At 71.7% G+C, this 24942-nt stretch carries 21 protein-coding genes; 8 read left to right on the forward strand and 13 right to left on the reverse strand.

From position 1 onward, the window contains the following. Nucleotides 1-19 precede the first annotated feature (19 nt). From htpX to ABIA38_RS12960, 3 genes are all read left to right on the forward strand, one after another. The gene (gene htpX / locus ABIA38_RS12950) at nucleotides 20-934 is read left to right on the forward strand and encodes a zinc metalloprotease HtpX (protein ID WP_424638706.1); all 915 of its coding nucleotides are present in this window, start codon (nucleotides 20-22) and stop codon (nucleotides 932-934) included. Further along, nucleotides 934-1494 (forward strand): PspA-associated protein PspAB, encoded by a 561-nt coding sequence (pspAB, locus tag ABIA38_RS12955; RefSeq protein WP_424638707.1) that lies wholly within the window; start codon nucleotides 934-936, stop codon nucleotides 1492-1494. The genes htpX and pspAB overlap by 1 nt, the downstream gene beginning before the upstream one ends. A gap of 249 nt (nucleotides 1495-1743) precedes the next feature. Next, nucleotides 1744-1977 (forward strand): DUF2795 domain-containing protein, encoded by a 234-nt coding sequence (locus tag ABIA38_RS12960; protein ID WP_424638708.1) that lies wholly within the window; start codon nucleotides 1744-1746, stop codon nucleotides 1975-1977. A gap of 232 nt (nucleotides 1978-2209) precedes the next feature. On the opposite strand, the gene ABIA38_RS12965 is transcribed toward ABIA38_RS12960, so the two are convergent. The 3 genes from ABIA38_RS12965 to ABIA38_RS12975 all read right to left on the reverse strand — a co-directional run bounded on the left by ABIA38_RS12965 (nucleotide 2210) and on the right by ABIA38_RS12975 (nucleotide 3565). Beyond that, complete coding sequence (locus ABIA38_RS12965; protein WP_424638709.1) at nucleotides 2210-2686, reverse strand: hypothetical protein; 477 nt, start codon at nucleotides 2684-2686, stop codon at nucleotides 2210-2212. A gap of 11 nt (nucleotides 2687-2697) precedes the next feature. Continuing rightward, a complete protein-coding gene (locus ABIA38_RS12970) occupies nucleotides 2698-3099 on the reverse strand; it encodes a hypothetical protein (protein WP_424638710.1) in 402 nt (133 codons plus the stop codon). A 181-nt stretch (nucleotides 3100-3280) separates the two neighbouring features. Further along, nucleotides 3281-3565, reverse strand: a complete 285-nt coding sequence (locus ABIA38_RS12975) for a hypothetical protein (RefSeq protein ID WP_424638711.1) — start codon at nucleotides 3563-3565, stop codon at nucleotides 3281-3283. A 237-nt stretch (nucleotides 3566-3802) separates the two neighbouring features. Between ABIA38_RS12975 and ABIA38_RS12980 the strand changes: the two genes are divergently transcribed. After that, a complete protein-coding gene (locus tag ABIA38_RS12980) occupies nucleotides 3803-7270 on the forward strand; it encodes a M28 family peptidase (protein WP_424638712.1) in 3468 nt (1155 codons plus the stop codon). Nucleotides 7271-7367: 97 nt separating this feature from the next. Here ABIA38_RS12980 and ABIA38_RS12985 read toward each other — a convergent pair whose 3' ends face one another. Next, nucleotides 7368-7835: a MarR family winged helix-turn-helix transcriptional regulator gene (locus ABIA38_RS12985; RefSeq protein ID WP_424638713.1), complete on the reverse strand. Its 468-nt coding sequence runs from the start codon at nucleotides 7833-7835 to the stop codon at nucleotides 7368-7370. A gap of 144 nt (nucleotides 7836-7979) precedes the next feature. On the opposite strand from ABIA38_RS12985, the gene ABIA38_RS12990 reads away from it, so the two are divergent. Next, nucleotides 7980-8528: a DoxX family protein gene (locus ABIA38_RS12990; RefSeq protein WP_424638714.1), complete on the forward strand. Its 549-nt coding sequence runs from the start codon at nucleotides 7980-7982 to the stop codon at nucleotides 8526-8528. 35 nt (nucleotides 8529-8563) lie between these two features. On the opposite strand, the gene ABIA38_RS12995 is transcribed toward ABIA38_RS12990, so the two are convergent. The 4 genes from ABIA38_RS12995 to ABIA38_RS13010 form a co-directional block, all read right to left on the reverse strand. Next, nucleotides 8564-9304, reverse strand: coding sequence for a hypothetical protein (locus ABIA38_RS12995; RefSeq protein ID WP_424638715.1), 741 nt, complete (start codon nucleotides 9302-9304; stop codon nucleotides 8564-8566). Nucleotides 9305-9599: 295 nt separating this feature from the next. Beyond that, nucleotides 9600-9812 carry a DUF5988 family protein gene (locus ABIA38_RS13000; protein WP_424638716.1) on the reverse strand — a complete coding sequence of 71 codons (213 nt, stop codon included), beginning with the start codon at nucleotides 9810-9812 and terminating at the stop codon, nucleotides 9600-9602. Nucleotides 9813-10085: 273 nt separating this feature from the next. Then, complete coding sequence (locus ABIA38_RS13005; RefSeq protein ID WP_424638717.1) at nucleotides 10086-11039, reverse strand: DUF4331 family protein; 954 nt, start codon at nucleotides 11037-11039, stop codon at nucleotides 10086-10088. A 453-nt stretch (nucleotides 11040-11492) separates the two neighbouring features. Then, on the reverse strand, nucleotides 11493-12284 hold the full coding sequence (locus ABIA38_RS13010) for a VOC family protein (protein WP_424638718.1): 792 nt from the start codon (nucleotides 12282-12284) through the stop codon (nucleotides 11493-11495). A 768-nt stretch (nucleotides 12285-13052) separates the two neighbouring features. Between ABIA38_RS13010 and ABIA38_RS13015 the strand changes: the two genes are divergently transcribed. Continuing rightward, a complete protein-coding gene (locus ABIA38_RS13015) occupies nucleotides 13053-13820 on the forward strand; it encodes a hypothetical protein (RefSeq protein ID WP_424638719.1) in 768 nt (255 codons plus the stop codon). Nucleotides 13821-14101: 281 nt separating this feature from the next. Here the strand turns inward: ABIA38_RS13015 and ABIA38_RS13020 are convergent, their stop codons facing one another. After that, nucleotides 14102-14695 carry a TetR/AcrR family transcriptional regulator gene (locus ABIA38_RS13020; RefSeq protein WP_424638720.1) on the reverse strand — a complete coding sequence of 198 codons (594 nt, stop codon included), beginning with the start codon at nucleotides 14693-14695 and terminating at the stop codon, nucleotides 14102-14104. A 213-nt stretch (nucleotides 14696-14908) separates the two neighbouring features. On the opposite strand from ABIA38_RS13020, the gene ABIA38_RS13025 reads away from it, so the two are divergent. After that, nucleotides 14909-17074 carry an MMPL family transporter gene (locus ABIA38_RS13025; RefSeq protein ID WP_424638721.1) on the forward strand — a complete coding sequence of 722 codons (2166 nt, stop codon included), beginning with the start codon at nucleotides 14909-14911 and terminating at the stop codon, nucleotides 17072-17074. Between the two features lie 146 nt (nucleotides 17075-17220). Beyond that, nucleotides 17221-18135, forward strand: coding sequence for an ATP-grasp domain-containing protein (locus ABIA38_RS13030; protein ID WP_424638722.1), 915 nt, complete (start codon nucleotides 17221-17223; stop codon nucleotides 18133-18135). Here the strand turns inward: ABIA38_RS13030 and ABIA38_RS13035 are convergent. The 4 genes from ABIA38_RS13035 to ABIA38_RS13050 form a co-directional block, all read right to left on the reverse strand. Beyond that, nucleotides 18108-18758 carry a response regulator gene (locus tag ABIA38_RS13035; protein ID WP_424638723.1) on the reverse strand — a complete coding sequence of 217 codons (651 nt, stop codon included), beginning with the start codon at nucleotides 18756-18758 and terminating at the stop codon, nucleotides 18108-18110. The two genes, ABIA38_RS13030 and ABIA38_RS13035, sit on opposite strands and share 28 nt — an antisense overlap. Beyond that, a complete protein-coding gene (locus tag ABIA38_RS13040) occupies nucleotides 18755-20143 on the reverse strand; it encodes a sensor histidine kinase (RefSeq protein WP_424638724.1) in 1389 nt (462 codons plus the stop codon). The genes ABIA38_RS13035 and ABIA38_RS13040 overlap by 4 nt, the downstream gene beginning before the upstream one ends. Before the next feature lie 19 nt (nucleotides 20144-20162). After that, nucleotides 20163-22679 (reverse strand): ABC transporter permease, encoded by a 2517-nt coding sequence (locus ABIA38_RS13045; RefSeq protein ID WP_424638725.1) that lies wholly within the window; start codon nucleotides 22677-22679, stop codon nucleotides 20163-20165. A 229-nt stretch (nucleotides 22680-22908) separates the two neighbouring features. Then, nucleotides 22909-24942: chitinase C-terminal domain-containing protein (locus ABIA38_RS13050; RefSeq protein ID WP_424638726.1), on the reverse strand; the 2034-nt coding region annotated here is incomplete at its 5' end.

A 24942-nucleotide genomic window follows, 5' to 3' on the forward strand; every position in this document is an offset into this window, starting at 1 on the left:
GGAGGAGTCGGAGGAATCGATGCCCAGGACTGCAACCCGGTTCGCGGCCGATCGCGGACTGGTGCACCGCATGCTCGCGACGATGTTTCTGCTCGGCCTGCTCTACGTGGTGTTCATCGGCGTACTCGTGGTGATCCTGGGCCGCGCCTGGCCGCTGGCCGTCGTGCTGATCGGCGGTGTGTTCGTCGCCCAGTTCTGGTTCAGCGACAAGCTCGCGGCGTTCGCCATGGGCGCCCGCGACGTCACCCCCGAGGAACAGCCCGAGCTGCACGGCGCAATCGACCGGCTGTGCGCGCTCGCCGACATGCCCAAACCGAGGGTGGCCATCGCCGACACCGATGTGCCCAACGCGTTCGCCACCGGCCGCAACCGGAACAACACGGTCGTCTGCGCCACCACCGGACTGCTCCGCCGACTCGAACCCGAGGAGTTGGAGGGCGTCCTGGCCCACGAGCTGTCCCACGTCGCGCACAAGGACGTCGCGGTGATGACCATCGCGTCCTTCCTCGGTGTCCTGGCCGGGCTGCTGACCCGACTGGGCGTCCAGTTCGGCATGTTCGGCGGGTTGCGCCGCAACCAGAACGCCGCGGTCGTGGTGCTGGCGGTGACCGCGGTGAGCGTCGCGGTGTACGCGCTGAGCTTCGTGCTGATCCGCACCCTGTCCCGCTACCGCGAGCTGTGCGCCGACCGCTCGGCCGCGCTGCTCACCGGTCGGCCGTCCGCGCTCGCCTCCGCGCTGACCAAGATCTCCGGGCAGATGGCCCGGATCCCCACCCGCGACCTGCGCCGGGCCGAGCCGTTCAACGCGTTCTTCTTCGCACCGGCCATCGCCTCCACGGAGAGCCTGGCCAACCTGTTCGCCACCCACCCGACCCTGGAACGGCGCCTGGAACAGCTCGGCCGGATCAGCGCCGAGCTCGGCGGTGCCGCCTGATGGGGCTGTTCGACTCGGTCTTCGGCCGGAGCAAGCCGGTCAAGCCCGATCTCGATCAGCTGTTCGGTCTGCCGTCGGCGGCGGTCACCCTCCGACTGGCCGCCGGCTTTCGGCCCACCGGCACCGGCTCGGTGTGCTTCGCCGCGGTCGAGGGCGGCGCGTTCGAGCAGGTGCTGCGCGACCTCGACGAGTTGTTGGCCGGTTTGACGACCAGCCGGGACGACTACGGCTACACCTGGCTGCTGGCCCGGCGCACACCCGACGACCTGACCTCCCTGGTCACCGACCTGCACGCGATCAACACGGCGCTCGAAGGCAACGGATTCGGTCCGCAACTCCTGTGCTCCCTGGCCGCGTTCGAACATGCCGACGGCCGCCGACTCGCGCTCGTCTATCTCTACAAACGCGGCACGTTCTACCCCTTCGCACCCGTCCCCGGCACCCGGGAGAAACGCGACACCACCCTCGAACTCCAGGTCAAGGCGGCGACCGCGGACGACCTGCGACTCGAATCCGACCTCTCCCGCTGGTTCCCGGTCTGGGGCGCCCCGGGCCTGTGACCCGGATCCGGGCCACCCGATCCCGACAATCAGCCCACCGGGCGGCGTATTATAGCTCTGGAACGGAAAGCTGCCGACGCCCCGGGATCCCGAGCGGCGACCGCCACATCGTGTCGTGCTCGTGCGACCGACGGCCCTCCGTGTCGACGCGCGGCCCCGAGGGCGGCGCGGAGGTCGGTTCCGGTTGCGTACGGCGACACCGGCCGCCGGTTGTCGTGCACCCGCGGTCGGGCCAGCTGCGGAGGAGTCATGCGGAACAGCGCCGAATTGACGGCCATGGAACCCGAGGCGCTCCAGTGCGCGCTGTTCGGGGTCCGCTTCCCGGCCCGCCCGGAGGCCCTGGTGGCCGCCGCGACGGTCAATGGCGCCGCCGTCTGGGTGACCCGGGCACTGGCGGCGCTCCCGGAACGCCCGTACGAGGGCCCGAATCAGGTATGCATGGCCCTGTGCGGACGCCACGGCGGCATCGACCCCGGCCTGTGACCCGGTAACCCGGCAGCCCCGGCGACCACCGCCATCCAACGGCGACCCGAAGGCTCGGACCGCCGTTTTGGCCTGCCCGCGTTGCCCGCCCTGCCCGGACGAGATTGCCCCGGTCCGGAGCGCCGCCTCGCCTTCGCCGGGGCGTGTCTTCAAGCCCCCAGCGGAAGCCCCCGCCAGGCCGGGAGGAGCCGGGCCGAGCGAACCGGGCCGCCGCCGGGGCCGGGGCCGGAGTTCACCGCCGCACCGTCGCCGGGGCCTCGACCTCGAGGTGGCGACGGCCGCCCTTGCCCCGGTACTCCAACACCACCCAACCGAGCCCGCCCAGCACCCGCGCACAATCGCCGAGCGCCCCCGCCGCCGCGTGACTCGCCCCGCTGCCCCGGGGCCCCACCCACTCGACCCGCACCACCCGCGGCTGCTCCGTCGCGCTGACCAGATATCCGGTGGCGGCCCGCTCGCCGCGCGCGTCGACCGCCGAGGGCGGCATCCCGGCGGCCTCCAACGACAGAGCGACCGATCGCACCATCCGGACCAACTCCCACTCCGCCGGCGCCGCGACGGAGGGACTCACCAGCGCCCGAATCCGCAACAGCGCGTCGAACGCGTCGCGCACCGCCGCTGCGCGCTGCTCGGCCGTACCCCACACGGGTACGGCTTCCGCACCCGTCGCCGGCTCGAAGCCACCCGCCGCGTCGGACCCGCTCCCCATCCCGACCCCCGTCACCCGCCTACCACCGACCACGTTCCACCGCGTAGCGCGCCGCGGCGTGCCGGCCGGCCCCGGCTCGGCTCGCCCACCTCGGTCATCGCCGAGGACAGGTAGTCGCGCACCGTCCCACCCGCCGGATGCGCCCGACCCGCTGTCTCGCGCACACTCAACCCCTCCCGGGCCGGCCACAAAACGTCCGACTCGCGTTCGGTCAGCAGGCAGTCCAGGACCGGCACCGACGCCGCGATCTCCGGATCCACACCTCGGCGGCCCGCGCGCACCTCGCGGTTCGCCTGGGCAGGCCGCGACTCGGGCACGAAGCCCGGTACACCCACCCGCGGCGCCCGGGTCGGCAGACCGCGCCGGGCATACCGGATGACCGGACTCGCGCACCGCAGCGGGGGAGAAACCATGCCCCACAGCGTAGGCGCGCCCATCGACCCACCCACCGACCACTGGGTCACCTCCGAACCTGACCAGTGTCGGGTCGACCGTCGACACCGGGCCACTACTCGGCGGCCGGGTGGTCGACCGGCAGCCCGGCGGCGGTGCCGATCAGGACCAACACCCGTAGCCGGCGGGCGAATCGGCGGCTCATCCGGCATTCGCCCCCGCCGCGCCGGGCGCCTGCGGCTCGCCGAGTGCGCGCCGAGCCGGTGTCACCCGGACGACGTCGGCCGGCGCGATCGCCGCGAGGGCCCCGAGTACGCCGGACATCCGGCCGGGCACGACCACGTTGCCGTCGGTACGCAGCGTGCCGACATCGCCCGTGCGCAGCCAACCGCCGCGTGGTACGCGGTCTCGGTCCCGGCCGTCGCCGGCGAGCCGGTCTGCCCCGGACCGAAGTCCGGTGCCGCGCCCGCCCGTTCGCCCGCCCATTCGCCCCGCGCGGCGGGCGCGGCAGGCCATCGGCGGGCGAACTACGCCTGGACTGCCGGGATTTCGCCAGTATTTGCCGGCCCGCGCCGCACCCCTTCGCGCCGCCCCGGGACCGTGTGAGTGTTTCGCTCGCTCGGGCACGAACCCGGCGGGCACGGTCGGCCGCGGCGCTCACGAGGCGCCTCCGGTCCATGCCGGATTCGTGGTCGAGGTCTGCCTTCCACTCGAGGAGCCTCGATGAATCGAAGAATGACCACGGCCGGGACCGTCCTGGCCATGCTCACCGGTCTCATGGTAGGGGTGGCGTCCCAACCGGCCTCGGCCGACCCGCCGTCCGCCACCGGCTCACAGGCACAGGCCGTGGCCGCCGCCGACCGCGCCGTCGGCAGCGGCATGGACTCGCTGGCCAAGGGCCCCGACGAACGTTATGAACGGCAGGCGGTGACCCCCTGGGTCAACGACCTGTACTCGGTCGCCTATCAGCGCACCTACCGCGGCCTGCCCGTGGTCGGCGGCGACGCGGTCGTCCTCGCCGACGGCCACGGCCGGGTCCGGGCCACCCAGGCCGCCACCGATGCCCGGATCGATGTACAGATCCAACCCACCGTCGCGGCCGGCGCCGCCGAGGCGACGTCCAGGACCAGGCTGGCCGCAGTGGACCGGGTCGAGTCGCACCGCCTGGTCGTCCGGGTCAGGGACGGGCACAGCAACCTGGCCTGGGAAACGGTGCTGGTCGGCCGTACCGCGAAGGCGCCCAGCCGGATGCACGTCTTCGTCGACGCGAGCACCGGCACGGTGCTCGACACCGTCGACGACGTCAAGGCCGGCACCGGCAACAGCCAGTGGAACGGCCCCAATCCGCTGGCCATCCAGACCGGCGGCTCGGCGGGTTCCTACCAGTTGAGCGACCCCACCCGGCCCGGCCTGACCTGTTCGGACTACGACACCGGCCAGGTCTTCACCAAGTCCACCGACTCGTGGGGCAACGGCCAGGCGGCCGGCAAGGAGACCGGCTGCGTCGACGTGATGTGGGCGGCCCAGCACGAGTGGAACATGCTGCGCGACTGGCTCGGCCGCAACGGCCACGACGGCAACGGCGGCAGCTGGCCGGTCAAGGTCGGCCTGAACGACGTCAACGCCTACTGGGACGGCTCGTCCGTGTCCATCGGCCACAACCAGGCGAACCAGTGGATCGGTTCGATGGACGTGGTCGGCCACGAATTCGGGCACGGCATCGACCAGTTCACCCCGGGCAGCACGAGCGGCGAGGCGGGTCTGGGCGAGGGCACCGGCGACATCATGGGTGCGCTGACCGAGGCGTACACCAACGAGCCGGCGCCGTACGACACCCCCGACTACACCGTCGGCGAGACGGTCAACCTGGTCGGCAACGGCCCGATCCGCTACATGTACAAGCCGTCCACCAACGGCGACCCGGACTGCTATAGCTCCTCCATCCCGAGCACCGAGGAGCACGCGGCGGCCGGGCCGCTCAACCACTGGTTCTACCTGCTCGCCGAGGGCACCAACCCCGGCGGCGGCAAGCCGACCAGCCCGACCTGCAACAGCAGTTCGCTCACCGGCGTCGGCATCCAGCAGGCCGGCAAGGTGTTCTACGGCGGCATGCTGCTCAAGACCAGCGGGATGACCTACAAGCGCTACCGCACCGCCACGCTGAGCGCGGCCAAGTCCCTCGACTCGACCTGCGGTCTGTTCAACAAGACCAAGGCCGCGTGGGACGCGATCAGCGTCGGTGCCCAGTCCGGTGACCCGACCTGCACCGCCGGTCCGGGACAGAACGACTTCTCGATCGCGCTCAACCCGACCGCCGGCACGCTGACCCCGGGCGCCGCCACCACGACCACGGTGAGCACGGCCGTGACCACCGGTGTCGCGCAGTCGGTCACCCTGTCCGCCGGCAATCTGCCCGCGGGCGTCACCGCGCAGTTCAACCCGGCGACCGTGCAGTCCGGGGGCAGCGCCGCGCTGACCCTGTCGGCGAGTTCCACGGCCGCGGCGGGCACCTACTCGGTGACCGTCACCGGCACCGGCTCCGGTGCCACGCACACCGCGCAGTACACGCTGACCGTGACCGGTCCGGGCAACCCGGGCGGTGACCCGCCGAACATCGACGTGGCCAACGTCCAGGCACACCTGGCCCAGCTCAACTCGATCGCCAACCAGAACGGCGGCAACCGCCGCGCGGGCAGCGCGGGGCACAGCGCGTCGGTGGCGTACATCAAGGGCAAGCTCCAGGCGGCGGGCTTCACCGTCGCGGAGCAGACCTGCACCTCGTGCAGCTACCAGTCCAACAACCTGATCGCCGACTGGCCCGGCGGCCCGACCGACTCGGTCGTGATGTTCGGTGCCCACCTGGACAGCGTCCAGGCCGGCCCCGGCATCAACGACAACGGCTCCGGCTCCGCGACCATCCTGGAGAACGCCCTCGCGCTGGCCAAGGCCAACCCGACGCTGACCAAGCACGTCCGGTTCGGCTGGTGGACGGGTGAGGAACAGGGCCTGGAGGGCTCCCAGTTCTACGTCGGCCAGCTCGGCTCGACGCAGCGCGCGGCGATCAAGAGCTACTACAACTTCGACATGGTGGCCTCGCCCAACGCGGGCTACTTCATCAACAACATCACCTCCCCCGCCGCCGCGCCGATGAAGGCGTACTGGGACACGCTGAACCTGCAGCCCGAGGAGAACGTCGAGGGCCAAGGGCGCTCCGACGACTACTCGTTCCAGCAGGGCGGCATCCCGACGTCCGGCTACGCGGCCGGCGCCGACGCCACCAAGTCCTCGACCCAGGCGGCCAAGTGGGGCGGCAACGCCAACCAGTCCTACGACTCCTGCTACCACCAGTCGTGTGACACGACCACCAACATCAACCCCACCGTGCTCTCCCGCAGCGCCAACGGCGTCGCGTACACCATCTGGAAGATCGCGGTCGGCGGCACCACGCCCACCAACGACTTCTCCGTCTCGGTCGCGCCCGGCTCGGGTACCGTCCAGCCCGGTGGCAGCACCACCACGACGGTGAACACCGCGACCACGAGCGGCGCGGCGCAGACGGTGTCGCTGACCTCGGGCGGCGCCCCCACCGGCGTCGGCGTGACCTTCAACCCGGGCTCCGTGCAGTCCGGGGCGTCCTCGACCGCCACCATCACGGTCGCGGCCAACACCACGCCCGGTACCTACCCGATCACCATCACCGGGACCGGTTCGGTCGCCCACTCGACCACCTACACACTCACCGTGGGCGGCACCGGTCCGGGTAGCTCGCTCAAGAACGGCGGCTTCGAACAGGGCACCGCCAACTGGACGCAGAGCGCCAACGACATCACCAACAGCACCCAGGCAACTGCGCACAGTGGCAGCTGGTACGCCTGGATGATGGGTTACGGCACCGCGAACACCGAAACCCTGAGCCAGTCCAACGTGACCGTCCCGGCGGGCGCGAAGCTGCGCCTGTGGGTGAAGATCACCACCGAGGAGGTCGGCAACACGGCCTACGACACCCTCGCCGTCCAGGTCGACGGCACCACGCTGGCCACCTACTCCAACGCCGACGCCACCGGCGCCTACGTGCAGAAGACGGTCGACCTGAGCGCCTACGCGGGCCGGACCATCACCCTGCAGTTCAAGGGCACCGAGGACCAGTCGGCGGCGACCACGTTCTTCCTGGACGACATCTCCATCTCCTGACCACGCCCCCGACCCCGAGTCGCGCCCCGCTTCCGGCCCTCGCCGGAGCGGGGCGCGGCCTCGTTCCGGGCGGTACCAAACCGGGACGGGCCGCCGCTCAGTCGCGGTCGTGCGCGCGCAGCCGCCGGCCGACCGTACCCAGTGCCTCGGCCAGCACCGCAAGCTGCTCGCGATCCAACACGTCGATCAGCACCTCCCGCACCCGAGCCACATGCGCCGGCGCCGCCGCCCGCAACCGCTCGGCGCCCTCGTCGGTGAGCACCGCGAAGACGCCGCGCGGCTGGTCGGGGCACGCCCGCCGGCGGACCAGGCCGAGCTTCTCCAGTTGGGCGACCTGGTAGGTGATCCCACTCTTCGAGGTGATCAGCCGCTCGGCCAACTCGGCCATCCGCAGCTCGCCTTCGGGTACGGCGGACAGGTGCACCAGGATCTCGTACTGCGGATGCGACAGGCCCGCCTCGTCCTTGAGCTGACGCTCCAGCGCCCGATCCACCCGGTGTCCGGCCTCGACGAAGCCCGACCACGCGGCCATCTCCAGATCGTCCAGCCAACGCGGTTCGGTCATGCGCCCAAGCCTACTGAGCTTGTCGAAGCCCGAATCGGACGGTAGCGTCGAAGACCGAGTTCAAATTTGAACTCATGATCTTGACACCCACCGCCCCCGCATCGCATCGCATCGCATCGCATCGCATCGACAGGAGACACCCGCATGTACTCCCCCGCCGAGACGACCCGGCGCACCCCCGACCAACCGCTCGCGCCCGGCCCGGCGCCGCACGGAACCGACCTCGGACTGGTGCTGCTGCGCATCGTGGTCGGCCTGACCATGGCCGGACACGGCACGCAGAAGTTGTTCGGCTGGTTCGACGGCGGCGGCCTGGACGGCACCGGGCAGTTCTTCACCGCGAGCGGCTACCCCTCCGGCAAGGCGATGGCGACGGTGGCCGGGCTCACCGAGACCTTCGGCGGCCTGGCCCTGGTGCTCGGCCTGTGCACCCCGTTGGCCGCCGCGGGGATCATCGGCACCATGATCAACGCCATCGCGGTCAAATGGGACGGCGGCTTCTTCGCCCCCGACGGCGTCGAGTACGAACTCCTGCTCACCGCGGCCGCCGCCACCCTCGCCCTGACCGGCCCGGGCCGCCTGGCCGCCGACCGCTTCCTGCCGTTCCTGCGCACCCACCGCATCGCCTACGGCATCGCCGCCATCGCGATCGGCGCGCTCACGGCCGGCATCGTCCTGCTGTTCCGCGACTGACCCCGCCACACGGCCCGCCGGCGCGGCGACCCGACTCAGGCCGGGGTCGGCGCAGCCGGCGCGGCGGGCGTCTCGCCATCCAGCGTCGCCGGGTCGATCACCTGGTCTGCGGGCGGCACGGCAGGCGTGCACTTCTTCCCGGACCGGGAGAACTTCATCGTCAGGTTGGTCTTCCCCGTCACCTTGACCAGCGTCGGGAATGGCCGACCCCGCTCCGGAACATGCACGGTCACCAGATTCCCGCTCTTGTTGGTCTTGCTCAGCGGAATCAGCTTCTTGCCGTCGATCGTGACGACCTCGCCCTTGCTGACACCGTCCGGGGAGCCCTCGAAAAGGCTGCCCAGAGTGCTGCCGGGTCCGCTCTCCGGGTCGTCGTCGTAGCTGATCTTCACATACTTGCCCTCGATCAACTTCCCCATCGCATTCGCATTGGGAGCCGGCGGCATGGTCTTGATCCAGAACGCGGCATTGCCCTTCATGTACATCACCGGGCCGATCTCGATGACGTCGACCGCCGAACCGTCGATCTTCATCGTGCCCTGACTGTCGGCGCCGCGCAGACAGAGGTCCACATCCTGCTTCTTGCCCTCGTTGTCGCCGCCACCGATTACCCGGACGTCGTCGGCCTTGCGCAACAAATCCAGAGCATCGCCGGCCAACGCCTTGGCGTCCTTGCTCGCGTTGGACTTCTCCGAGTCGTCGTTGCAGCCGGCCAACCCGCCGACGGCGAGCGCGACAACCGCCGAGACGACGACGGTGGAACGAATGATGCGCATGGTGGTGCTCCTTGGCACAGGTGAAGCGGGAACGCACTTGGTGTGCCTCAACGATCGATCAGCCACCACGCGGGAACAACGACTCCTTGATCAACTATCGTTGAGAAGCAGTCAACGATGAGGGGGCCGGTTCGGCGACAGCCGAACCGGCCCCCTCACGGAAGCCGGATTCACAGGTGCGGTCGGTCGGCCGGCAGCCACGTTCTCGGCATGATCACGACCCCAGGTTGCCGAACATCGGCAATGTCCGTCGGGCCGTCACGCCGGTCGACCCGAACCCGCCGTCCGTGCGCCCCTATTCGGCGATCACGAGATCATACGTCCAGCGATAGATCGACAGTTCGCGGCCGTCCACCGTGGCGATCTCGCCGGTGCGCTCGAAGTTCGCCCGCCGACCCGCGCGGTCGGCGGTGATCCGATCGGGTTCGGCCCCCTCGGCGGTACGCGGGACCCGGCACGGCCGGCCGTGGTCGCCGGGTCCGGTCAAGAGCACGACTTCGGTCATCATCCGATCACTGCTCCGCTCCTCCCGGGGCCCGGGGCGTACGCACCGCAGCCGACCGTTCGGCCCGCGCGAACGCCCGCGCCCGAGGTACGGAAGTCCCCTGCCGGGACCCCCGATTGGTGGTTGTCCGGGCAGTGAACTACCGGTCCGCGCCCGCGTACAGGGCCCGGGGGCGACCCTTGTGTAGCAGCCCGGATCCACACCGTGCGCCCGACCTGCTCAGCGCCCGTGCCCGGCCCCGAACCAACCTCGGGGAATCACCCGAATGGCGTAGCGTCAGCCGGCGTGCGGGGCGCCCAGATACGGAAACCCGGCCAGCAGGTCGGTGTGCGGCCCGATGTGGTCGCTGGTGATCCTGCCGTTGGACAACATGGTCAGCCGGGCCGAGGTGACATCGTCGGTGAGCGTGCGGCCGTTGGGGTAGCCCGCCGGCCGGTCCCGGTCGAAGCGCAGTACGTCCGGCAGGATCGTGCGCAACGCCCCCTCGGCGGCGGCCGTGTCGTAATTGCCGAAGTGTTCCAGCGCCGCGGTCCAGGGCTCGCGGTAGGTGTCCCAGTCCTGCGCCGGCTCGCCCGCGTTGTACGCCTCCTTGGCGTCCTCGGCGTTGAAGTATGCGGTCAACGACGGATGCGCGCCCCGGTCGACGGACCTGAGTTCGCCGTCCCGACGCAGGCTCACCCGGGCCCAGACGCCGATCACCGGATGGGCGGACAGTTCGGCGTTCGGCATCTCCAGGACCATGCCGAGGATGTTCTTGTCCGCGCCCCAGTCCACGCCGGTCCACTGGAAGTCCTTGACGATGCCGTCCAGATCGGCGAAGAACGGGTCACTGCGCAGCCCGGCGGCGAACCGGTACGGCCCGGCCTCGACCACGATCGGCTCGGCGCCCGTGCCCACCGGCGCGTCCGTGACGATCGGCTCGCCCGCCGCCTCGTGCGCACGCGCCTGGGCGCCGGTGGCCCGATACACGGTGACGGTCTGCCGTCCGTCGCGCGGCGCCGAGAAGACCATGCTGAACGCCACGTCGGCACGATGGTCGCCGTCGGTGTCCACGTCGATCCGATAGACCGCGTCCGGATGGAAGGCGGCGCCGGCCTTGGCGATCGGGTAGGCGTTCATGATCAGCACGGTGCGCTCGCCCGGCACGGTGAAGGCGAACAGGTCGGTGAGGTCCAGTCGGGCATCGTCCATGGGGGACCGCAGGTCGGGTCCGCTGAGGTGGTGAGACATGCGCCCAGCGTCGGGTACGGCCGGGCCGGTGCGTCGGTGCCGGCGAGCGACGCGCGCCGGGGATCACCCGTGCGGGCGCATACCGTCCGGCTCCGCATCAGGTGCCGCCGCACCGGACGCGGCGCCGGACGGCGGCCGCAGTGCCCCCGGCGGTGCCGGGGACGTCACCTCATGCACCCCTCCCTCGACGGTGACCACCACGAGCGGACATGTTCGGGAGCGCGAACACGTCCGAGCCCGACCCACGATGCCGCTCGGTGGATCGGCGCGGGACCCGCGAAGGTTGCCTTTCCTCTTACGAAAGTCGACCGCCCCGCCCACGAAAGTTGTCGGGCGGGCCCATCGGCGCATTCCGCCACCCCCACCCGCGCCCTTTCGGCCCGCCCGGCGGGCCATACGAAACGCCCGGCGTCCACGTGGGGACGCCGGGCGTTCGGCAGGAGTACGGCGAGGTCAGGAGGGTGCGGGCGCGGTCGCGTTGATCACCGCGAAGGCACCGCCCTGCGGGTCGGTGACCACGGCCATCCGACCGGCCATCATGTCGAACGGCGGCATGAGCACATTGCCGCCGGCCCGGACCAGTGCGTCGACCGTGCTGTCCGTGTCGTCCACGGAGAAGTAGGTCAGCCAGTGCGAGGGCGTCCCGGGCGGCAGTTGGTCGAGCCCCTGCATACCGCCGATCACCCGCCCACCCGCGCTGAGCGAGTAGTACTTGCCGTCGGTGCCCTCCATCGGCGCGGCCGACAGACCGAGAGCGGCGGCGCCGAACGTCGACGCGGCGCCGGTGTCACTCGTGTTGAGTTCGCTCCAGATCACCGCCCCCGGCTCGTTGACCACCTGCGCGCCGAAGAAGTCCCGGGCCTGCCACACCCCGAACACCGCACCGGTGGGATCGGCGGCGATGAACATCCGACCGAGCGTCATCACATCCATCACCGGCGCCAGCACCGTGCCGCCCGCCTTGGTGACCGCCGCCTCGGTGGCGTCGGCGTCGGCGGCGGCGAGATAGGTGGTCCACGCGGTCGGCGGCGTCGGTCCCCCGTCCTGGGACATCGCCTTCATGATGCCCGCGACGGGCTTGCCGTTGAGCGAGCAGACCGCGTAACCGCCCGTCTCCGGTGGCCCGACCTCGCCCTGCCAGCCGAACAGGTCGCGATAGAAGTCGAGGGCCGCCTGCTGATCGGGGACCATCAGGTCGACCCAACAGGGCGTACCGGGAAGGTAGGGCTTGGTGACGACGGGCATGACGAGACCTCCAGAGAAGAACGACGCCCCCGTGCCATCATCCTGAGTGCCCCCGCCCGGGGCCGCCACCGACCGCGCGACGGCGTACCGTCGGGGGGCAACTCGACTGCCGGCGCCCCCGCCACAACTGCCGCCGGTGCCGCACCGGATGACCGAGGCCGGCCGGACCATGGGATCGGCCGGCCCCATACACCCAGACAGGCGACCGGGACCGACCCCACACCCGTCGGGGCACACTCCGCCCGGATCCACCGCGCGGACCGAACCGGATCGACCGGCGCATCCACGCCCGCGGCCCGAGTCCCCGCCGAGGCACGCTCGAGCACCCGCCGGGCCTGCGCACGAGCCGGATGTCCGTACTCCCCACGCCGGACCGAACCGATCCATCGCGACGGCCAGCCGCCGCCACACCTCGTCCACCGGCCTCGTCCGCGCTACCGCGAACAGGCCCACGCCGCCCGCCCGGAACACCGATCCAACCCACCCCGACCGAACGCCGATTCGCCCCCCGAACCTGCCCCCGCGCCGCGTGCGTTCCCCGCGCCGGCGTAGCGTTCCCAGGTCAATTCCGCACGCGGAAACGTGTTTTGGTGCAAGTCATGCGTCGGACGGGCGATCATGGACACAGCGCGGGTGGGACGACCCCGCCCGCCAAAGGGGAACCGCGCGCTCCGGTCCACCGGATCGCGGTTACTCTTCCCTGATCCTCGAGGCACGAAAAGGAGTCGCCGGATGGTCGCATCATCGGTGCAGGAATTGAGAGTTTCATTGGAACAGGAGGCTGCCGAACTGGCCGGGCGACGGGACCGGCTGCAAGGCGAACTGGCTGATGTGGAACGGCAGTTGGCCGCCCGCCTGAGCGCGGTGGAGCACCTCGCGCTGATTCGTCCGCTCACCTCGGAGCCCGCCTCGTCGGCGGAGCCCGAAGCCCCGGCGGAAGCGGCTCCGGCCGCGCCGGCCGTCGAGTCCGAGGCGACCGCCTCGGCCGAACCGGCCATCGCCGAGATCGCCGAACCGGCCGCCCCGGAGACCCCGGTGGCGACCGTTCCGGCACCGCGCCGGAGCCGCAAGGCGGTCGCGGCGGTCGCTGCGGTCACGGAACAGCCGCGGATACAAGCCGATTCCGCGCGCAAGGCCGCGCCGGCCAAGCCCGCCACGAAGAAGAAGGCCGCACGCGCCAAGGCGGGCCCCGCCGGCAAGCCGGCCACCGCCAAGGCGAGCAGCACCAAGGCCGGTACCACCAAGTCCGGTACCACCAAGGCCGCCGGCACGAAGGCGTCCACCGTCGTCACGGCGACCGAGGCCGCCCCGGCACCGGCCGCCGCTCGTCCGGTCCGTTCCCACCTGCGCGACGAGATCGCCGCGCTGTTGGCCGGTACCGGCGAACCGATGAACGTCCGCCAACTCACCGAGGCTCTGGGCGAGACCGCCACCAAGAGCCGGATGGAGAGCGTGCGTACCTCGACCGAGGGTCTGGTCAAGGCCGGACGCGCGGTCAAGACCGGACGCGGTCTGTTCACCGGTCCCGCGGCCTGAACCACCCCGGGTCCGCCCGGTTTCGCGGAACGACCGCCGGCCCGACCGCACGCCCACGAACCCGTGGACTGCGGCGGACCGGCGGTCTCCGCCCATCCCGCCCCAACCGCACCCGGCCCGGCCCGTCATGCCCGCCCCGGCCGGCAACCGCACCCCGCGCGGCCCGCCCAAGGGACCGCCCACGCCCGACCCATCCCGACCCGGCAGTTACCCGACTCGGCCCGCGCCGCCGCGCCCCGCTCGGCCCGCCCGCGCCGGCGCCCGGCTCACCCCGGTCCCGCTCAGCCCGGTCCGGCCAGTGCGAGCGTGGCCTCGATCAGCCGGTCCATGTCCGCCGCGATCGCCTCGTCGTCCATGATCAGATGCCGTTGCGAGAGGCCGTCGAAGCAAGCCAGGAAGAACCGGGCGAGCGGCAGCGCCGATACCGCCAACGGCCGTTCGGCACGCGCGGCCACCTCCGCGAGGAGTTCCGCGGCGGTCTCCTCCAACACCCGCTGATGCGCCGCGAGCACCTCGCGCAGATCCGGCTGCCGCAGTGAGTGCGTGGTCAGCTCGGTGAGCAGCAGATAGCGCCCCGGTTGCGCGCGCAGCCCCTGGACCAGCGCCTCGGCCATCCGCCGTACCGATTCCTCGAAGTCGCGATCCACCGGGATCGCCGCGCGCACCTGCTCGACCAGTTCGGCGGTCAACTGTTCGATCACCGCGCGGTAGAGGTCGCGCTTGGTACCGAAGGTGTAGTGCACCGTGGCCTGCGCGACGCCCAGTTCGGCGGCGATCGCCCGGGTGCTGCCGGCATCGGCCCCCTCGCGCGCCATCAAGGTGATCGCGGCCTGGACGAGTTGCGGACGCCGTTCGGCGGCGGGGACGTGAGCCATGCGTGAAGGGTAGCGAGTGCTCGCGCCGACCCCGCCGACCACGCCGAGCCGGATCGACGACCGGCGGAGACCACTCGTTCGAAATGCTCGACCAGGCAACTTGATCTCTCGACTTTGTCAGCTGACCAAGTCGTGCGTATGGTGAATCCGCGCAGCCGGCACCATGCCGTCGCGCCGATCCGCGGGCCCATCTCCGTACTTGGAGGCACCCTGATGGCCACTCACCTCTACCGGCTGGCCCGGTTCTGCTACCGGCGCCGAGCGGCCGTACTGGCCATCTGGCTGGCCGTATTGCTCGCGCTCGGCGGTCTGGCCGCGGCGTTCTCCGGGAAGACCGGCGACGAGTTCCGGGTGCCCGGGACGGAGGCCCAGCGCACCCTGGACCGGATCTCGAAAAGCCTGCCGGACTACGCGAACGCCTCTGCGCAGGTGGTGTTCGCGGCCGATCCCGGGAAATCCGTCACCGCGCCCGACCAACGGCGGGCGATCGACGCCGCCACCGGCGCCATCGCGGCAACCCGCGGCGTCGCCTCGGTCGTCGAACCGTTCGCCGCGAACGCGGTCTCGCCGGACGGGCGGATCGCCCTCGCCCGGGTGGTCTTCGACGACAAGCTCAAGGACCTCGCCGACGGGCCGCGCGACACGGTCCGCGACGCCGCGAACGCCGCGCGACCGGCGGGCCTGCGGGTCGAGTTGGGCGGCGACGCGTACACCCCCACGGTCGAGGTCGAGGGCGGTGAGGCGATCGGCGTCGCGGTCGCCGTACTGGTCCTGCTGATCACCTTCGGGTCCGTGGTCGCGGCCGGCCTGCCGATCGTGACCGCCCTGGTGGGGGTCGGCGTCGGGATGGCCGGACTGCTGGTGCTGACCGGTCCCTTCGAGGTGATCTCCACGGCCCCGGTGCTCGCGTTGATGATCGGCATGGCGGTGGGCATCGACTACGCGCTGTTCATCGTCTCCCGGCATCGGCAGAACCTGGCCGAGGGGATGGCTCCGGAGGAGGCCGCCGCCCGGGCCAACGGCACCGCCGGCAGCGCGGTGTTGTTCGCCGGCTCCACGGTGGTGGTCGCCCTGGCCGGACTGGCCGTGGCCGGGGTCCCGTTCCTGACCGTGATGGGTCTGGCCGCCGCCGGCGCGGTGATCGTCGCGATGCTCGTCGCGATCACCCTGCTCCCCGCGTTGCTCGGGTACGCGGGGCGCTCCATCGAGCGGCTGCGGGTCCCGGGCCTGCGGGACGCCCGGCGCGGGCCCGGCGCGGGCGAGCGCTGGGTACGTCTGGTCGTCCGCCGCCCGATCCTGGTCCTGGTCGCCTGCCTGGTCGGGATCGGGGTGTTGGCGATCCCCGCCAAGGATCTGCGCCTGGGCCTGCCGAGCGCCGGCTCCTATCCGCAGGGCAGTTCCGCGCGCAATGCCTACGACCTGGTCAGCGACGGCTTCGGGGCGGGCTACAACGGACCGCTGGTGGCCGTCGTGGAGGTGCGCGCCGGTACCGACCCGGGCCCGGCGGTGGAGCACGCGGCCCGGCGACTGGCCGCCCTGCCCGGCGTGGCCGACGTGCTGCCGCCGTCCTTCGACGCGAGCGGACGCCTGGCCGCAATCACGGTGATCCCCACCGCCGGGCCGGATGCCAAGACGACCCAGGACCTGGTCACCAGGATCCGCGACCAACGCGCCGACCTGCGTCGGACCGGCACCGAACTCACCGTCACCGGCAGCACGGCGGGCAACATCGACGTATCCGCGAAGCTCGGCGCCGCGCTGCCCGCCTTCCTCCTGGTCATCGTCGGCATCTCGCTGCTCCTGCTGACGCTGGCCTTCCGCTCGCTGCTGGTACCGCTCAAGGCCGTACTGGGGTTCCTGTTCAGTACGGCGGCCACCTGCGGGGTGGTGGTCGCGGTGTACCAGTGGGGGTGGTTCACCGACGTGATCCCGGTGCCGCAGGTGGGACCGGTGGTCAGCTTCCTGCCGATCCTGCTGATCGGCGTGCTGTTCGGCCTGGCGATGGACTACGAACTGTTCCTGGTCTCCCGGATGAAGGAGGAACGTACGCACGGCGCCTCGGCATCCGACGCCGTGATCGCCGGATTCGCGGGCGGCGCGCGGGTGGTGACGGCCGCCGCGCTGATCATGATCTCGGTCTTCGGAAGCTTCGCCTTCGCCCACGACCCGATCGTGCAGCCGATCGGCTTCGCCCTCGCGGTCGGCGTCACGATCGACGCGTTCGTGATCCGGATGGCCCTGGTCCCGGCCGTGATGGCCCTGCTCGGCCGGCTCGCGTGGTGGTTCCCCAAGTCCTGGGAACGGCACATCCCCCGCGTCGACATGGAGGGCGAGGCCCTGGCCGGCCGACCGGCCCACCGCGAACCCCTCCGGACGTAGCCGACCCGGCCCCGGCCCGAACGGGCCGGGGCAGGCGCGTCCCGGTCGGCGGTACGCCTCCGGCCCCGTCGTAGGGTGATCCCGGCCGCGGCGCCTCGCCGGTGTCGCGGGTCGGTCATGTCTTCGGTGTCTTTCGGGGGTCAAGAATGTCGGTCGCGATTCGGGTGGCGGTGGCCACGTCGTCCATCGGGCTCGAACTGGACCCGGATCTGTCGCCGTTGGTGGCGGCGCTGCGGGCGCGTGGGATCGAGGCCGAGGCGGTGGCCTGGGATCGGGTCGACTACGACTGGGCGGCGTGCGCGGCCGTGGTGATCCGGTCCACGTGGGGCTATCCGGAGCGGCTCGACGAATACCTGGCGTGGGTGGACGCCGTGGCGGCGGTGACCCGGCTCGACAATCCGGCCGGGCTGGTGCGGTGGAACACCGACAAGCGCTATCTGGGCGAACTCGCCGAGCGCGGCGTCCCGGTGGTGCCGACCCGGTTCGTCGCCCCCGGCGAGGCGCCGGTCCTGCCCGAGCGCGGCCATTTTGTGGTCAAGCCCGCCGTCTCGGCCGGCGCCCGGGACAGCGCCCGCTACGCGGCGCACCAACACGACGCGGCGCTACGGCACATCGCCGCACTGCACGCGGCCGGCGCGACCGTACTGGTCCAGCCGTACCTGTCCCGGATCGACGAGGGCGAACGGGCCTTGGTCTTCCTCGGCGGAACGTTCAGCCACGCGATCCGCAAGGGCCCGGTGCTCACCGAGGTCGGGGTGGTCGACAACGAGCGGTCGCCCCACCCGAACCTGGCCCCGCACCACCCCTCCCGGGCCGAACTCGCCCTGGCCGACGCCGCATTGGCCGCCGCCCCAAAGGCCCGGGAACTGCTCTACGCCCGGGTCGACGTGGCCCTGGACGACGCGGGATCCCCGGTACTGATGGAACTGGAACTGGTCGAACCCCACCTCTTCCTCGCCGGCAACACCTGCGCCGTGCTCCGCTTCGCCGACCTGATCCGGGAGCGGGTCACGGCCGGCCGACCCGATCGCGGTCAGGAGCCGCCCAGTTCCGCGTCGTAGGCCAGCCGCGCGGCCTGGGTGCGGTTGGCGCAGTCGAGTTTGGTGAGCATCCGCGAGACGTAGGTCTTCACGGTGGCCTCGCTGAAGTTCAGCAGTGCGGCGATCTCCGCGTTGGACCGGCCCGCGCCGATGCCCGCCAGGATCTCCGTCTCCCCGGGCGACAGGATCGAGATCCGGGCCAGCGCGCGCTGCCGGTCGGCGCGGCGCCGGGCCGAGTCGGCGGCCAGCCGGGATGCCGGTCCGGGCGAGAGCACGGTGTGGCCGTCGGCGGCGACGCGGATCAGGCCGAGCAGGTCCTCCGGCGGGGTGTCCTTGAGCAGGAATCCGGCCGCACCGCCGGCCAGCACCCGGACCACATAGGCGTCCAGATCGAACGTGGTCAGCGCGATCACCCGGGGCGGGTCCGGGAGTCGCCCGATCCGGTCGATCGCGGTCAGGCCGTCGACGCCGGGCATGTGCAGGTCCATCAGCACCACGTGCGGCGCGAGCCGGATCACCGACTCGACCGCCTCGGCGCCGTCGTGCGCGACGCCGACCACCTCGACGTCGGCGGCGGCATCGACGATGATCCGCAGATGGGCACAGACGAGCCGATCGTCGTCGACGACCAGGACGCGGATCACCGGGCGTCCTTACCGACGGATCCTGCGGAGCCCGGAGACCGCACAGAGTCAGCAGATCCGGCGGATCCCACAGAGTCCACAGATCCCGCAGATCCCGCAGAGTCCGCAGATCCGAAGGAGTCCGCAGAGTCCGCAGATCCGGCAGAGTCCACAGGTGCGACAGATCTCGCGGAGCCCACCGACCCTGAAGGCACCGGACGCCCCAGCGACGATCCCGCCGATCCCGCGGCCCCCAGCGGCAGTTCGGCGGCCAACTCGAAACCCCCGTCCGGGCACGGCCCCGCCCGAAGCGTCCCGCCGACCAGGTCGACCCGCTCGCGCAGGCCGATCAGGCCGGTGCCCGCCGAGTCCGCGGGCGCGACCGGATCACCCGCCGTATTGCGCACGCAGACGTGGACCAGCCCCGGGTCGTAACGGAGTTCGACCCGAACCCGACCCCCCGGCGCGTGCTTGTGCGTATTGGTGAGGGCCTCCTGGACCACCCGGAACCCGGTGCGCGCCACCGCCGGCTCCGCCGCGACCGGCTCGCCCTCGGTGACCAGTTCGATCGACACACCGGCGGCGGCGGACTGGGCGATCAGCTCGGACACGTCCAGGATCGCCGGCTTCGCGGTCTGCGCGGCGGTGCCCAGGTGCTGCTCCGAGCGCAGGATACCGACGAGTTCGCGCAACTCGCGCAGCGTGCCACGCCCCACCTCGACCATCTCCTGGGCGGCGTCGCGCAGTTCCGGGTCGGCCAGCCGGGTGCGCAGCGAGTTGGCCTGGAGCACCATCAGGCTGACCCGGTGGGTGACCACGTCGTGCATCTCGCCCGCCAACCGGCTGCGCTCGGCCGACCGGGCCTGTTCGGCGCGCAGTTCCTGGTCGGCCTCGGCCCGCTCGGCGCGTTCGGCCAGCGCCTGGATCAGCCGCCTGCGCGAGCCCAGGTAGAGGCCGAGCAGCGCGGGGGCGAGCACCGCCGAGCCGAGCAGGGCCACGGTCGCGCCCGCCGTGAGGCCCGGGTCGTGCCCGGACATCCGCCACCCCGCGGCCCCGCTGCCGGCCGCCACCGGGACCACGATCGGGATCCACCGCCAGGCCGTGGGTCGCCGCTCGTACACGGTGAGCGCGTAGCACGCGAACGGCAGGGCCAGCGGCAACGCGACCACGGTGGCCGCCGCGCAGCCCAGGGTCACCGGGTAGGGTGCCCGGCGACGGAGTACCAGGGCCAGCCCACACCCGATCTGGACGCCGACGAACACCCCTTCCGTCCACCCGGAACCTCCGGTACGCGGCGACTCGACCAGGCCGGAGCCGAAGTACATCGGGGCCCCGAACACCGCCACCACCACGGCGAGCGCGATATCCAGGCCCGGTCCGGCCGAGCGAGGTCGGGGCATCCGCATGCGGCTCACCGTATCCCGCTCACGCCGCCGCGACGGCAGCGAGCACCGGCAACCGCGCCGCCCGCCGAGCCGGCCACACCGCCGCGCCGACCCCGATCAGCACCGCCAGGGCCGCACACAACGCGAGCGGCACCGCCGGGACGCGCAACACGTCGAATCCCTGGCTCGCGAAGGCGTGTTGCACCGCCACGCCCAACCCCGTGCCCAGGGCCAGTCCCAGGGCCGCCCCGAACGTGGTGATCAGGATCGCCTCGAGGCGAATCATCCGGCGAATCTGCCGGCGATGCGCGCCGACCGCGCGCAACAGCCCGATCTCCCGGGTGCGTTCGAGCACGGACAGCGCCACGGTGTTGATCACCCCGACCGCGGCGACCACGATGGACAGCGCGAGCAGCAGGGTGAACTGGCGGACCAACCGGTCGATGCCACGCGTACGTTCGGCGATGTATTGGGTGCGATCCCAGATGCCCAGGTCCGGATAGGCCCGCAGAGCCTGCTCCAGTGCCGCCCGGGCGGCGGGACCGGGGTGGGCGACGGTGACCAGCGCGGCGTTGACCGCGAGTACCCGGGTATGTGCGCGGTGGATCGCCTCGGGCAGGATCATCGATCCGCTCATGCCGACCGGATAGACCCCGACGATCCGCAGGGTCTGTCGGGCGCCGTCGGGGAACCGCGCCTGGACCACGCTGCCGGTATGCCACCCCTTCGAGTTCGCCAGATCCTCGTCGACCAGTACGCCGTCGGCGCCGAGTGTGGCGGTGCCCGAGATCATCCGGTCGGCGATGCCCGCCACGGTCGCCGGCATCCCGCCCGCGGTGTACTGGACGTCGGTGCCGCCCACATTCGCGCTGCCCTGGTAGGTGGCGGTGGCATCGTGGACGCCGGGTGCGGCGCCGAGCAGTGCGACGGCCGCCGGGTCGAAACCCGCCGACTGCCGGGGCCGAACCAGGTAGTCCTCGGTGAACTCGCGGTCCATGGTGCGATGTACGGAGGCGCTCATCGAAGCGCCGAGCACGTTGACCGCGGCGACCAGGGCAAGGCCGATCATCAGCGCGGCGGCGGTGGCGGCGGTCCGCCGCGGATTGCGCAGCGCGTTCTCCCGGGCGAGTCGCCCGGACATGCCGAACAGGCGGGGCAGTACCGCGCCGAGCCCGCCGATCACCGGGCGGGCCAGGATCGGGGTGAGCACCACGACCCCCACGAACGCGACGAACGCCCCGGCCACCGGCAGCAGTACGCCGCTCACCCCACCGGGCGCGACCGAACCGACGCCGGCCAGCGCCGCGCCGAGCCCGACGATCCCGCCGCCGATGCCGGCACGGCGCCGGGTCGAACGCCGGCCGGCGGGCGGCTCGTCCTCGCGCAGGGCCGCGATCGGCGCGATCCGGGCGGCCCGCCGGGCGGGTCCGTGCGCGGCGACGAGGGTGACCCCGATCCCGACGGCAAACCCGGTGGCGACCGTCGGCGCGCTCACCGCGAGGCCCCCGGCCGGGCCCGCGTCGAAGACCACGCGCAACCCGGCGGCCAGGCCGACGCCCGCCCCGATCCCCAGGACCGAGGCGATCGCGCCGACCGCGCCGGCCTCGGCCCGGATCAGTCGGGCAAGTTGTCGTGGACCCGCGCCCAGGACCCGCAGCAGGGCGAGTTCGCGCGTGCGCCGGGCGACCAGCATCGCAAACGTGTTGACGATGATGAAGGCACCGACCAGGACCGAGATCGCGGCGAACACGAGCAGGGACAGCCGAATCGGCTCCAACGCACTCGCCAGGTCGCTCGCGGTACGGGCGCGCAACGCGGTCCCGGTGTCCGCGCGCAGGTCCGCCGGCAGCACCCGGGCAACCCGGTCGCGCAACGTGCGCTCGTCCACCGCGCCGGCCGCGCCCGCCCGGATCTCGGTGAACAGCCCCGGGCCGAGCAGCAGGCGCTGTGCGGTGGGCGTGTCGAAGGCGGTCAGCGTCGCGCCTTGGAGGTCGGCGGCGGCGATCAGGCCGACCAGCCGCATCGGCTGGGCCGCGCCCTTGAGTTGCACGGTCACGGTGTCGCCGAGCCGGACCCGCGCCCGGTGCGCGGTGTCCGCGTCCACCGCGACCTCGTCGGCGCCGCGCGGTGCCCGACCGGCGGTCAGGTCGTGGTCGCCGCCGGGGATCCAGTTGATCCCGGACTGCGCGGCGGCGCCCCGGCTCTGCGGCCCCTGTCCACTGATCGCCCGGCCGGCGCGGCCGAGCACGGCGGCGTAGCCGGTGACCACGCCGTAGGGGTCGCGGACCCCGTCCACGGCGCGGACGGTCTCCAGCACCTCGGCCGGCACCGGGGCACCCGCCCCACCGGCGCCGCGCCCGCCGAGCGACGCGGCGCGCACGTCGACGGCAACCCCACGACCGCTGCGCCCGGCCACCGCGCCCGCCTGGCGGTCGATCGTGTCGGTGAAGATCAGCGTGCCGGTGACGAACGCGACGCCGCACATGATCGACACCACGGTCAGCAGGAGGCGGGTGTGCTGCGCGCGCAGCGCGCGCATGGTGAGGGTGAACGTCATCGGCGTGCTCCGGTCTCGGGGGTCCGCGCGGGGCCGGGCAACGTCCGTCGCCGGTGGTCGAATCGCATACCCTCACCCTGCGCCGGGCCGATGGGCGCCCGCAGGCGCCGTTGTACGTCGATGCGATCAACGAAAGTTGTCGGGTACGAACGACGAAGGGCCCGGGTCGCCATCACTGCGACCCGGGCCCGATGGGCGAACCCGTCAGCTACTGCTCACGATCGGGCACTCATGGCGTCTGCCCGAGTCGGCGCCACGGCCGCCCACCGTTGGACTCCGGCAGACCCGGTTCGACGGTGGTGTACCACTGGGCGTACCAGTAGTAGCCCTTCCAGGCCACATACGCCGCCGACGACCCGGCCGGGTCGCCGGCCAACACATGCGTCCCGCGAGCCGCGCTGCCGCCGGCCGCCTCGGCGTCGAACCCGGTCGCCGAGCGCAGCTTGACCGCCTTGCCGTGCACCGGCCCGCCGGGTGTGCCTTCCGCGCCACTGGCCGGGTCGACCGGGACGAATCGCCACTTCTGCCGATCCGAGCCGTCACATCCGGTGGTGGACAGATCCTTGCCCGGCGCGACGGCGGTCAGGCATCGACCGCCGTTGCCGATCGTGTACCAGCCGCCGGCCACGCCGGAAACCCGCCAGTACTGGTTGGTGTTGCTCTCGATCGGCTCGATCAGGTGCACCCGGTTCTGGTCCGGGTAGTGGTCGATCAGCATGCCCTGGTACTCGAACTGCCAGCCCTTGGCCCCCTTGTCCCAGCCGGTCCACAGCCGCCCGCCGGTCGGGCTGTACGCGGTGCCGGACTTCCATTCGCCGGCCGAGCAGGTGCCGCCGCCGGGTGCGGGCGGTTCGACCGTGGTGACACCCCGGCGGTTCTCGGTCGAGACGCCGAACTCCTTGCCGCCGACCTTGATCGTGACGTTGGCCGGGCCGGTGATCGGCAGGTAGTACTTGAGCGGGATGTCCAGTGCCTTGCCCGGTGGGATGTCCTGGCACTTGTCCAGCTTGATGGTGACCCGATGGAAGTCGGCGCCGAGCCCGCCGCGATTGGGTCCGGTGCGCCCGGGTGTGACGATCGGCATCTCCTTGTAGTTGTCGTCCTTGAGCAACGGCGGGGTGGAGGTGGGGATGTCGAACGCGATCTCGGTGCCCTGGGCCAGCGTGGTCGCCGAGTCGTTGCTGATGCGCAACTTCGGCTGCATCGGCCACATCTGCCCGACGTCGGTGGGATAGTCGACCAGTTGCGTCCGCACCTTCAGGCTCTCCGTGGGCAGGTTCCGCCCCGCGCGCGTGTCACCGTACGCCGATGCCCCGCGCAGCGCCCCGTCGATCCGGCTGGTCAGGTCGTAGCCCATGCCGTATTCGCCGTTGTCCCGCTTGGCATAGTCGCCGGCCATCTCCCACAACATCACCCCGCCGATGCCGTTGTCCTTGACATAGCGGAGCTTGGTGTCGATGGACTGTTCGTCCTCGGTGGACAGGAACACCTTCTTGTCGGCGTTCCACAACCACGTGGCCTTGAGCGTGTCGTCCCACTTGCGGGCGTACGTGCCGGTCATCCGGTCGTCCGCGTCGCGGTCGGGGGTGAGCCCATAACGACCCATGTAGCGCGGCTGGATGCCGTTCTCCAGGTTCTTCGCGTGCCACAGCGGGTTGGAGCCGGCCGCCACCTCGCGGCCCCGGTCGGTGTCGTGCCACAGGTTGTCGATCCCGATGGCTCCCGAACCGCAGTCGCTGCGCCCGCCGTTGTTGCCGGTGCCCGGTGCGCAGGCGCCCTGGTCGGTCATCCTGGAGGTGCCCCAGAGCCCGTCCGTGCCGCCCTGTACGTCCTTCCAGCCGCGCGTGTAGTACGGCAAGCCGAGGTTGATCCGGCCGGGTTGGAGGGCGCCCCGATAATAGTGATAGGCCCAGTCGACGTTGAAGTAGCCGTTCTTCTGGTAGTCCTTCGTATCCGGATTCTTGTCGTCGTAGATCCCGGCGGCCGTCAACTCCGCATCCCGGCCGTCGTCGTAGAGCGGGGCCTGCGGGCCGACGTAGGAGTTCCACGAGCCGTGCAGGTCGTAGGACATCACGTTGATGAAGTCCTGGTACTGGAGCGCGGGTTGGTTCTCCTGGCCGCGTACCAGATAGCCCGAGGAGGAAGCCGCGGAGGTGAGTTGCAGATACCGACCGCGGTCCGCGCCCGCCTTGTCGAGCCGTTCCCGCAGGGTCTTCATCAGCGCGTTGTAGCCGTTGCCGAGTCCCTTGCGCAGCGGGTCGGA

The organism is Embleya sp. AB8, from assembly GCF_049739465.1.
Classification (GTDB): Bacteria; Actinomycetota; Actinomycetes; order Streptomycetales; family Streptomycetaceae; genus Embleya.

What these genes read in the sequence shown, in the direction of transcription:
- ABIA38_RS12970 (WP_424638710.1), bottom strand. Translation starts at nt 3,099, where the DNA reads ATGGTTTCTCCCCCGCTGCGGTGCGCGAGTCCGGTCATCCGGTATGCC.
- ABIA38_RS12990 (WP_424638714.1), top strand. Translation starts at nt 7,980, where the DNA reads ATGTACTCCCCCGCCGAGACGACCCGGCGCACCCCCGACCAACCGCTC.
- pspAB (WP_424638707.1), top strand. Translation starts at nt 934, where the DNA reads ATGGGGCTGTTCGACTCGGTCTTCGGCCGGAGCAAGCCGGTCAAGCCC.
- htpX (WP_424638706.1), top strand. Translation starts at nt 20, where the DNA reads ATGCCCAGGACTGCAACCCGGTTCGCGGCCGATCGCGGACTGGTGCAC.
- ABIA38_RS12995 (WP_424638715.1), bottom strand. Translation starts at nt 9,304, where the DNA reads ATGCGCATCATTCGTTCCACCGTCGTCGTCTCGGCGGTTGTCGCGCTC.
- ABIA38_RS13030 (WP_424638722.1), top strand. Translation starts at nt 17,221, where the DNA reads ATGTCGGTCGCGATTCGGGTGGCGGTGGCCACGTCGTCCATCGGGCTC.
- ABIA38_RS12975 (WP_424638711.1), bottom strand. Translation starts at nt 3,565, where the DNA reads ATGGGCGGGCGAACGGGCGGGCGCGGCACCGGACTTCGGTCCGGGGCA.
- ABIA38_RS12985 (WP_424638713.1), bottom strand. Translation starts at nt 7,835, where the DNA reads ATGACCGAACCGCGTTGGCTGGACGATCTGGAGATGGCCGCGTGGTCG.
- ABIA38_RS13025 (WP_424638721.1), top strand. Translation starts at nt 14,909, where the DNA reads ATGGCCACTCACCTCTACCGGCTGGCCCGGTTCTGCTACCGGCGCCGA.
- ABIA38_RS13020 (WP_424638720.1), bottom strand. Translation starts at nt 14,695, where the DNA reads ATGGCTCACGTCCCCGCCGCCGAACGGCGTCCGCAACTCGTCCAGGCC.
- ABIA38_RS12965 (WP_424638709.1), bottom strand. Translation starts at nt 2,686, where the DNA reads ATGGGGAGCGGGTCCGACGCGGCGGGTGGCTTCGAGCCGGCGACGGGT.
- ABIA38_RS13010 (WP_424638718.1), bottom strand. Translation starts at nt 12,284, where the DNA reads ATGCCCGTCGTCACCAAGCCCTACCTTCCCGGTACGCCCTGTTGGGTC.
- ABIA38_RS13045 (WP_424638725.1), bottom strand. Translation starts at nt 22,679, where the DNA reads ATGACGTTCACCCTCACCATGCGCGCGCTGCGCGCGCAGCACACCCGC.
- ABIA38_RS12980 (WP_424638712.1), top strand. Translation starts at nt 3,803, where the DNA reads ATGAATCGAAGAATGACCACGGCCGGGACCGTCCTGGCCATGCTCACC.
- ABIA38_RS13000 (WP_424638716.1), bottom strand. Translation starts at nt 9,812, where the DNA reads ATGATGACCGAAGTCGTGCTCTTGACCGGACCCGGCGACCACGGCCGG.
- ABIA38_RS13040 (WP_424638724.1), bottom strand. Translation starts at nt 20,143, where the DNA reads ATGCGGATGCCCCGACCTCGCTCGGCCGGACCGGGCCTGGATATCGCG.
- ABIA38_RS13005 (WP_424638717.1), bottom strand. Translation starts at nt 11,039, where the DNA reads ATGTCTCACCACCTCAGCGGACCCGACCTGCGGTCCCCCATGGACGAT.
- ABIA38_RS12960 (WP_424638708.1), top strand. Translation starts at nt 1,744, where the DNA reads ATGCGGAACAGCGCCGAATTGACGGCCATGGAACCCGAGGCGCTCCAG.